We start from the raw sequence: 7,795 nt of genomic DNA, 5'->3' as shown, positions 1-7,795 counted from the left end.
CAGCGCTAAAAGTGTAGGCAATTTCTGCCTAATTTTTCTAATGCGATTGCCCTGGGTTTACAATTGGGGCCTTATTTTGTTAGAATCCCCCTGTGCAAGCAACTCCTGAGAGTGGTGAATGAAATGGGCATTGTCCCCCTTACAAGTGAGATAAGTAAGATAAGTGATTTATTACATATAGCGAACGTGTCGTTGTCGCACGCGGAGGCGATTGCAGTGCTGATGGTCTTTGCGATTGCGATAAATCTGCCTTTCGGGCGCTTGAGGGCGCGCCAGGAAAAACGTTCGCCTAAGTGGTTTCTGTATATACATTTACCGATTCCATTTGTTATCCTGATGAGGTCATTCGTTCATCTGGACTACAAGTACATACCGATTTCACTTGCGGCCTCAGTCATTGGCCAATACGTGGGGGGCAAACTCTGAAATTCAATGCGATACGCCAAAGGATAATTGATGTCAGATAAAACAATAATCGAGAAGGCGTGGGGGTTTTTTACCTCGGTGAAGTTGGCGGTGGTGCTGTTTGGCGTCATAGCGCTGTCTTCAATAATAGGCACGGTGGTCGAACAAAATGCCCAGCCCGAAAAAAACATAAAACTCTTTGCAAAGATGTTCGGCCAGGGAAACGCACAAACCGCGTATAAGGCGGCCACGGCACTTGGCTTTACTGATATGTACCACTCGTGGTGGTTTACGGCGATGCTGGTTTGCTTCTGTGCAAACCTGACCATATGCTCTATAGACAGGCTGCCGCGTATAAAGCGTGTCGTTGATGAGCCACTTAAACCCATAGAGGCATCGGACTTCGATAAGTACGGGATAAAAAAGGAGCTGGCAATAGAGGGTGGAATAGAAGCCGCTAAGACTGCGGTTCTAACGGCCTTAAAAAGGCTCGGCATGACCCCCGATGCAACAGGCACAAATACGAAAGACATCCAGTTCTACGCCCACAAGGGCAGATATACGCGCTATGCCGTGTATGTAATCCACTTCAGCATAGTAATCATCCTTGTCGGTGCCGTCATCGGCGTAACACTGGGGTTCAGCGGTTTTTTGAACCTGCCGGAGGGGGAGACCTCCGCTGTTGCCTATTCAAGACAAGGGGATGAGCACCCGCTTGGGTATTCGGTACGCTGTGACAACTTTGCCGTCAGGTTCTACGAAAATTCCAACATGCCAAAGGAGTACATAAGCTGGCTTTCAATTATTGAGGACGGCAAGACGGTGTTGAAAAAGTCCATAGGGGTAAATTCGCCATTAAAATACAAGGGCTATACGTTTTATCAGTCAAGCTATGGCGTGGTTCCCGGCAAGGACGTCAACGGGCAGATTATCCTAAACATCACGCCAAGAGGTGGGCAACCCGGGCAGATTGCCCTCGCCGTAGGGGAGTCGTTTAGCATCCCAGGCACTAAACTCACGGGCAAGGTGGCGGCCTTCAGCCCCGACCTCTCGTTTGATAAAGACGAGCGCCCATTTACAGTCAGCGAGAACATGAACAATCCCGCCATCTTTGTGGAATTAACCGAGCCGGGCAAGGAGAAATCCTCTGGCTGGATAGTAAAGCGCTACCCTAAGACATGGGAGCTGCCCGACGGCCACAAGGTGGAATTAGTAGATAACTATGGATATCAATATACGGGACTTCAGGTGAGAAAAGACCCGGGCGTTTGGGTGGTCTATGCGGGGTGCCTGTTTATGGCCATTGGCCTTTACAGCGCATTTTTCCTCAGCCACAAAAAAATATGGGTATTGCTACAGCCTGAAAAGACAAAGGTCAACGTAAAAATAGCGGCCTTTACAAATAAAAACAAGATTGGTTACGGCAGCACAATTGATGCCGTTTTTGACCGGTTAGCGCCAAAGCTCTCCAAGCGGGGTTAACAACCCCCCGGCGTAGGCCGAGTGGTGAAGGTGCCGTATGACGACAAGGAGGTAACGTAAATGGGAAGCCCGATACTTTTTGGCATAGCCGAAGTCGGATACTTTGTGGCTATGATGATTTACATAGGGTATTTTATATTCAAAAACAAGACCGTAGGTGTGTGTGCCACGACGGTGGCGGTGGTCGCGTTTTTATCGCAGACGGCGGCCTTAGTTCTTCGATGGGTGGAGTCCTACGGCATGGGCATTGGCAGGGCACCGCTGACGAATCTCTATGAGTCTTTGATTTTTTTCGTCTGGTGTCTGATGCTTGGCTATCTCATAATCGAATTCAAGTACAAGAACAGGACGTTTGGGGCATTTATAACGCCTCTGGCCGGGCTTGCCCTTGGATTTATAGATTTAACCGGCATATCGAAGGAGATTGAACCCCTTGTGCCCGCGCTTCAGAGCAACTGGCTGCTGGCGCATGTGACGATGAGTTTTATTGCGTATGCCGCCTTTGGGATAGCGTTTGCCACGGGGATGTTGTATCTGGTTTTGAGCACAGAGAGGCGTACTGAGGGTTCATACATATTCTGGACGGTTGCGGGGAGTGTCTTTTTACTGGTGTTGGCGGCAATGGGGGCTGATTATTTTAAGTTTAAGATGATGGCTACATCGGCGGAGATTATGAAGAGTTACCTCTTTAAGGCGACCTTCAGGAGCAACTCCGGGCCTACCGCGTTGCTGAGCTGGATAGCGGGGTTTGCGGCAATATTTTCAGCATGGAGGTATGGTTACGTACTGAGGCGAATGCTGAAATCCTTTGATATATCGCTGGAGTTTCTTGAGGAATTAAACTATAAGGTAGTGGCGGTGGGGTTTCCCATCTTTACGCTTGGCGGGCTGATATTTGGGGCGATATGGGCAGACCAGGCATGGGGGGTCTATTGGAGCTGGGACCCTAAGGAGACATGGTCTCTGATAACATGGCTTGTGTATGCCTTTTATCTGCACGCGAGGTATCTGCGCGGCTGGCGCGGCAACAAGATAGCCGTGCTGTCGTCCATTGGATTTATCACTGTGATATTTACATACCTCGGCGTCAATATTCTCCTGTCCGGCCTTCACAGCTATGGTGAGATTTAACGGAATACACCCCGATGCCAGCTTTTGAGTGGCTTGAAATTACAGGAATTAAGCAGAACAATCTTCAGAATATCTCAGTAAAGATACCGCACGATAAGTTTGTGGTGATCACCGGCGTATCAGGGTCAGGGAAGTCCTCTCTGGCCTTTGACACCATATTTGCCGAGGGCCAGTGGCGTTTTATTGAATCCCTTTCGACATACGCGAAGTTATTCCTTGAAAAGCTCGACAGGCCGCAGCTTGAAGAGGTGCGAAACATCCGCCCCGCCATAGCCCTCGCTCAGCGCAATCCCGTCAAGACCTCGCGCTCTACTGTGGGCACGGTGACAGAGGTTTATGACCTTCTGAGGGTCGTGTTTGCGCGGGCGGCTGAGCCGTTTTGCCATGAGTGCGGCTCCGCAATAACGCGCTGGGACACGTCCTCTGTCTATAAAACCCTCATCGAAAGACACGCTGGTTCCAGGGCGGCTGTCCTGTTCCGCACAGACGAGCCTCTTTCAGGCCTCAGAGAGCGCGGTTTTTACAGGATTCACAGAGATGGTGAGTCCATAGAGACATTCGGCATGGCCGACGCGGTGGGAAGCAACGACATACTTATTGACAGGCTGGCAATTCAGGACGAATCAAGGCTTGCCGATTCAATAGAGCTGGCATGGCGCGAGGGCGGCGGCACGATTAAGGTTGTCATATACGGCGATGGTGGCCAGACAGGGCTGTCCTTTTCAGACGGCAACTCCTGCGACGCCTGCGGCGCCTCGCTGCCTGAGCCAACGCCACTGTTATTTTCATATAACCACCCGGTCGGGGCCTGCCCGCAGTGCAAGGGGTTTGGAAATATCCTCATAGGCGACATGGACCTAATCGTACCAAACCGTCGGCTCTCACTTGCCGATGGGGCGATAGACCCGTGGGAGAAGCCCGCCTTTGACTGGTGGAAGTCCCAGATGCTCAGGGGGGCGGAGGCCGTCGGCATAGACATTTATAAGCCTGCCGCGGAGCTGTCTGAGCAGGATTGGCTGCTGCTTAACGAGGGGGTAAGGAAATCCTTCCATGGATTGAACGCGTTTTTTAAATTCCTCTCTGAGGAGCGCCATAAACTGCACCTGCGTGTGTTCCTAAACAGATACAGAAAGCCTGTCCTCTGTCCGCGGTGCAATGGGACGAGATTGAAAAAGGAAGTTCTCGCCTATAAGATAAACGGGCTTGACATAGCCTCAATGAACGCGATGACTGTAAAAGAGCTGTCTGATTTTTTTGCCGCCCCGCCAATTACTAATATAAACAGCCGTGAGGCGATAGAGGAGGCCATACGGCATATCAGACACAAACTCACGCTCTTAGGACGCGTGGGGCTTGATTATCTGACGCTTGACAGGCAGACGATGACGCTGTCCGGCGGTGAGTACCAGCGTGTAAATATTGCCAATCAATTGTCATGCAGCCTCGCCGGTGCCCTTTACGTCCTTGATGAGCCTACGGTTGGCCTTCACAGCCGTGACAATCAGAGAATTACGGAGATAATCAGCAGCCTCGCCAAACAGGGCAATACAGTCCTTGTCGTAGAGCATGACCCTGAGATAATCCGTGCCGCCGAATGGGTGATAGAGCTTGGGCCGGGAGGCGGGAGCAAGGGTGGGCGCGTTGTATTCAGTGGGAGCATTGAAGATTTTAAAAGGGCGGACACCATCACATCGGGGTATCTAAACAACAAGGCTGCCACCTATCGGCAATCGCCCAAAAGGACAGTTGGAGCAGCAGCCCCCGCCCTTGTCCTGACCGGCGCGCAAGGGCATAACCTCAAAGATATAACACTGCGCATACCACTAAATACCCTTACCGTGGTGAGCGGCGTCTCAGGCTCCGGCAAGAGCAGCCTCGTTGTTGACACGCTCTACCATGCGGTTGCCGCACATTTCAACGGCAACTACGCCAAAAGACCGCTTAAGTATAAGGGTATCAAGGGGCTTGACAGGCTGAAGGGGGTTTCCCTTGTTGACCAATCGCCAATTGGCCGGTCTCCGCGGTCTAATCCCGCTACCTATTTAAAATTCTTCGATTCGATACGAACGATTTTCGCCTCCGCCACAGAGGCAAAGCTCTATGGATATGGCCCCGGCCATTTCTCATTTAATGTCACGGGCGGCAGGTGTGAACTCTGTAAAGGCGAGGGTTATCAGAAGCTTGAGATGTACTTCTTTGAGGACTTATACGTGAAATGCCCTGACTGTGCGGGCAAGAGATATTCAGCCGAGACGCTCCGGGTAAAATACAAGGGCCTCACGATAAGCGACGTATTGAATCTGAGTGTTGATGACGCGGCGGACATATTTTGGGACGAACCGGCGATCTCAAAAAGGCTCCAGCTCTTAAAGGATGTGGGGCTTGGCTATCTGACAGTGGGGCAGCCGGCAACGACACTATCCGGTGGTGAGGCGCAGCGCCTTAAGATATGCGCGGCCCTTGGAGTTGCGGCGCACAAGGGGTTTCTGTACATATTGGACGAACCGACTATCGGCCTGCACATGCACGACGTAAAGGCGCTGCTTAGTGTCCTGAGAAGGCTGATGGAGTTAAACAGCACGATAGTGGTGATAGAGCACAATATGGATGTCATAAGGGAGGCGGACTGGGTAGTTGACCTTGGCCCGGAGGGGGGAGAGGCCGGAGGGGCGGTGCTTTTTGAAGGGACGCCGGAGGACTTGCAGGAGTGTGAGGTGTCTCATACGGGGGCATGTCTCGAAAGGTTATCAGGCCTGGGATAGTCTGGTCTCTGGCAAAATGGCTCGCGTTCGTGTCATAATAAGGGCAGTGGAGAGGATAAAGAAACATGTGAAGGTAGTCCCTTTGGGCGCGGCGGCGTCGGATTGCCAGTACTGGCGCAGCAGGCCGATGAGCGAACGCCTTGAGGCTATTGAGATGCTCCGTAAGCAATACTATGGCGATATTACACCCGGACTTCAGAGAGTTTGTCGGATTATTAATCGGCAAAAAGGTTGAATACCTTATTGTTGGGGGCTATGCGGTAGGATTCCATGGCCACCCCCGCTATACTGGTGATTTGGATATTTGGATAAGAAACACAGGGGAAAACGCTGCAAAGATACTCCATGTTTTAGACGATTTTGGCTTTTCCTCATTTGGATTACGATTGGAAGATTTTGAAACCCCTGGAAATGTTATTCAATTAGGGTTCCCGCCGGTACGTATTGACATCATAACGACAATAGACGGAGTGGAATTCGCCGATTGCTACCAACATCGCTTAACAACCGCAGACAGCGGCATTGAGCTGGACATCATTGGCATAGAATGCCTGAAGGCCAATAAACGCGCGACAGGCCGGCCAGGGGATTTGGCAGACCTGGCTAACCTGCAATGATGTGAGCTGCAGCACAAATCGAAAACCACATCAATTCTCGCTGAAGGTATATCAGGGTTTTCGCTATTACCTTTCCCCATATTGACACGGGCTTCATATAGTCCGTGCCTTGCATTTGAAGCACAGAGTTACTGACTGCGGAGTCAGATACCATTTTATGGAAAGCATTCCTATTTTCACCTAAAGAGTTAAAATTAAATCCCTTTAAAAGCAATAAGTTATAAAATAATTATGCTGGCATGAAAATTGCTGTTTTATGGTGTGGTTAGTTTGAATAAACTATAAAGGAGACGACAAAAATATGAGAAGCATAATTGATAACATTTTGAATGCACATTACAAAAAAAAGCATGTCTATTCAGAAGGAAACAATGAAGAGTTGAAAAAGATCAACTTCTTCGCCGATATTCTTGGTGAAAATAACTTAACTCTCATAAACGAAAGGCTGGCAGACGCAACGCTCATGACCACCAACAAGGATATGCTGAGGCAGTGTTACGTGAATGTAGAGAAACTACCTGACACATGCTTGACGGCCTTCAGGAGCTATTGTATGCGACTTCTGCCGGAAAGGTCGAACAATGCCCATCAAGTTCTTTCCCGTCCGGTTACAGATTTCATCGAAAAGCTCAGGCCATGGGGCAATAGCCCTGCCATGAGGATACTCGTAGGCTGTCCGGGGGTTGGCAAATCGACTTTCCTGTATTATTTCTTTGATTACTACGAAAAATATTTCAGCGAAAACGACATAGCCGTAATTATCATGGACCTTCATGCAATAAGCGATGGTGACATCCATTTTTTGTACCAGAGTATATACAGGGTGCTTCAACTCAAGAAATTGACGAGCAGCGATATCGCTAACCCGACGGCACACCAGGTAGTTAACGAGATCATAAGTGTCGTGGCGAACAGAAAATTGATCATAGTCTTTGACAACATCGACAAATGTGAATCCTTCAATGGTGAAACCGCACTTCTGAAAGAGATACTAAAAATATCCTCTGAGCTGCGTGAGCAGCAAAACGTGAAGATTATCGTATCCATAAGAAAGATCACCGTTCATCTCCATTCGCACAATGAACTTTTTTCAAGAATGAGACTGCACTACGATTACATTCCTGCACCACCAATAAACATAGTTTTAATTAACAAGATGTCATATATTATGGCTGATATTAGAATAGAATACCGGAGCATACGGTACGAAATCCCCTCTATCAGACCTGATGCGGTATCTATAACCGTAACGGAGAATCATAAGAAGATATTCGAGTACCTCCCTCGTACGATGGACACAGAGATCAATGAATACCTGTACCATCTCAGCAATGGCAACATACGCAGCAATTCTCGGTGAAGGTAAAATGATAGTGAGAATGCGTGTTTACAGAGAAG

At 49.4% G+C, this 7,795-nt stretch carries 7 protein-coding genes; all 7 read left to right on the top strand.

Annotated features, from left to right (window positions below; translation table 11 throughout):
* Window positions 1-114: 114 nt before the first annotated feature.
* The 7 genes from AB7D94_RS15235 to AB7D94_RS15205 all read left to right on the top strand — a co-directional run bounded on the left by AB7D94_RS15235 (window position 115) and on the right by AB7D94_RS15205 (window position 7,757).
* Window positions 115-426 (top strand): hypothetical protein, encoded by a 312-nt coding sequence (locus AB7D94_RS15235; protein ID WP_420266834.1) that lies wholly within the window; start codon window positions 115-117, stop codon window positions 424-426.
* A gap of 30 nt (window positions 427-456) precedes the next feature.
* Complete coding sequence (gene resB, locus AB7D94_RS15230; RefSeq protein WP_420266832.1) at window positions 457-1,887, top strand: cytochrome c biogenesis protein ResB; 1,431 nt, start codon at window positions 457-459, stop codon at window positions 1,885-1,887.
* Between the two features lie 60 nt (window positions 1,888-1,947).
* Window positions 1,948-3,018 (top strand): c-type cytochrome biogenesis protein CcsB, encoded by a 1,071-nt coding sequence (ccsB, locus tag AB7D94_RS15225; protein ID WP_420266831.1) that lies wholly within the window; start codon window positions 1,948-1,950, stop codon window positions 3,016-3,018.
* 14 nt (window positions 3,019-3,032) lie between these two features.
* A complete protein-coding gene (uvrA, locus tag AB7D94_RS15220; protein ID WP_420266830.1) occupies window positions 3,033-5,780 on the top strand; it encodes an excinuclease ABC subunit UvrA in 2,748 nt (915 codons plus the stop codon).
* A 16-nt stretch (window positions 5,781-5,796) separates the two neighbouring features.
* The gene (locus AB7D94_RS15215) at window positions 5,797-6,015 is read left to right on the top strand and encodes a hypothetical protein (protein ID WP_420266829.1); all 219 of its coding nucleotides are present in this window, start codon (window positions 5,797-5,799) and stop codon (window positions 6,013-6,015) included.
* Window positions 5,954-6,397, top strand: coding sequence for a hypothetical protein (locus AB7D94_RS15210; RefSeq protein WP_420266828.1), 444 nt, complete (start codon window positions 5,954-5,956; stop codon window positions 6,395-6,397). The genes AB7D94_RS15215 and AB7D94_RS15210 overlap by 62 nt, the downstream gene beginning before the upstream one ends.
* 379 nt (window positions 6,398-6,776) lie before the next feature.
* Window positions 6,777-7,757, top strand: a complete 981-nt coding sequence (locus AB7D94_RS15205; RefSeq protein WP_420266827.1) for an AAA family ATPase — start codon at window positions 6,777-6,779, stop codon at window positions 7,755-7,757.
* Window positions 7,758-7,795 lie beyond the last annotated feature (38 nt).

The organism is Candidatus Magnetominusculus dajiuhuensis (assembly GCF_046044395.1).
Lineage (GTDB): Bacteria > Nitrospirota > Thermodesulfovibrionia > Thermodesulfovibrionales > Magnetobacteriaceae > Magnetominusculus > Magnetominusculus dajiuhuensis.
The sequence above is the reverse complement of the archived record's forward strand: the minus strand, read 5'-3'. Positions and strand labels throughout refer to the sequence as shown.

What these genes read in the sequence shown, in the direction of transcription:
- ccsB (WP_420266831.1), top strand. Translation starts at nt 1,948, where the DNA reads ATGGGAAGCCCGATACTTTTTGGCATAGCCGAAGTCGGATACTTTGTG.
- AB7D94_RS15210 (WP_420266828.1), top strand. Translation starts at nt 5,954, where the DNA reads ATGGCGATATTACACCCGGACTTCAGAGAGTTTGTCGGATTATTAATC.
- uvrA (WP_420266830.1), top strand. Translation starts at nt 3,033, where the DNA reads ATGCCAGCTTTTGAGTGGCTTGAAATTACAGGAATTAAGCAGAACAAT.
- AB7D94_RS15215 (WP_420266829.1), top strand. Translation starts at nt 5,797, where the DNA reads ATGGCTCGCGTTCGTGTCATAATAAGGGCAGTGGAGAGGATAAAGAAA.
- resB (WP_420266832.1), top strand. Translation starts at nt 457, where the DNA reads ATGTCAGATAAAACAATAATCGAGAAGGCGTGGGGGTTTTTTACCTCG.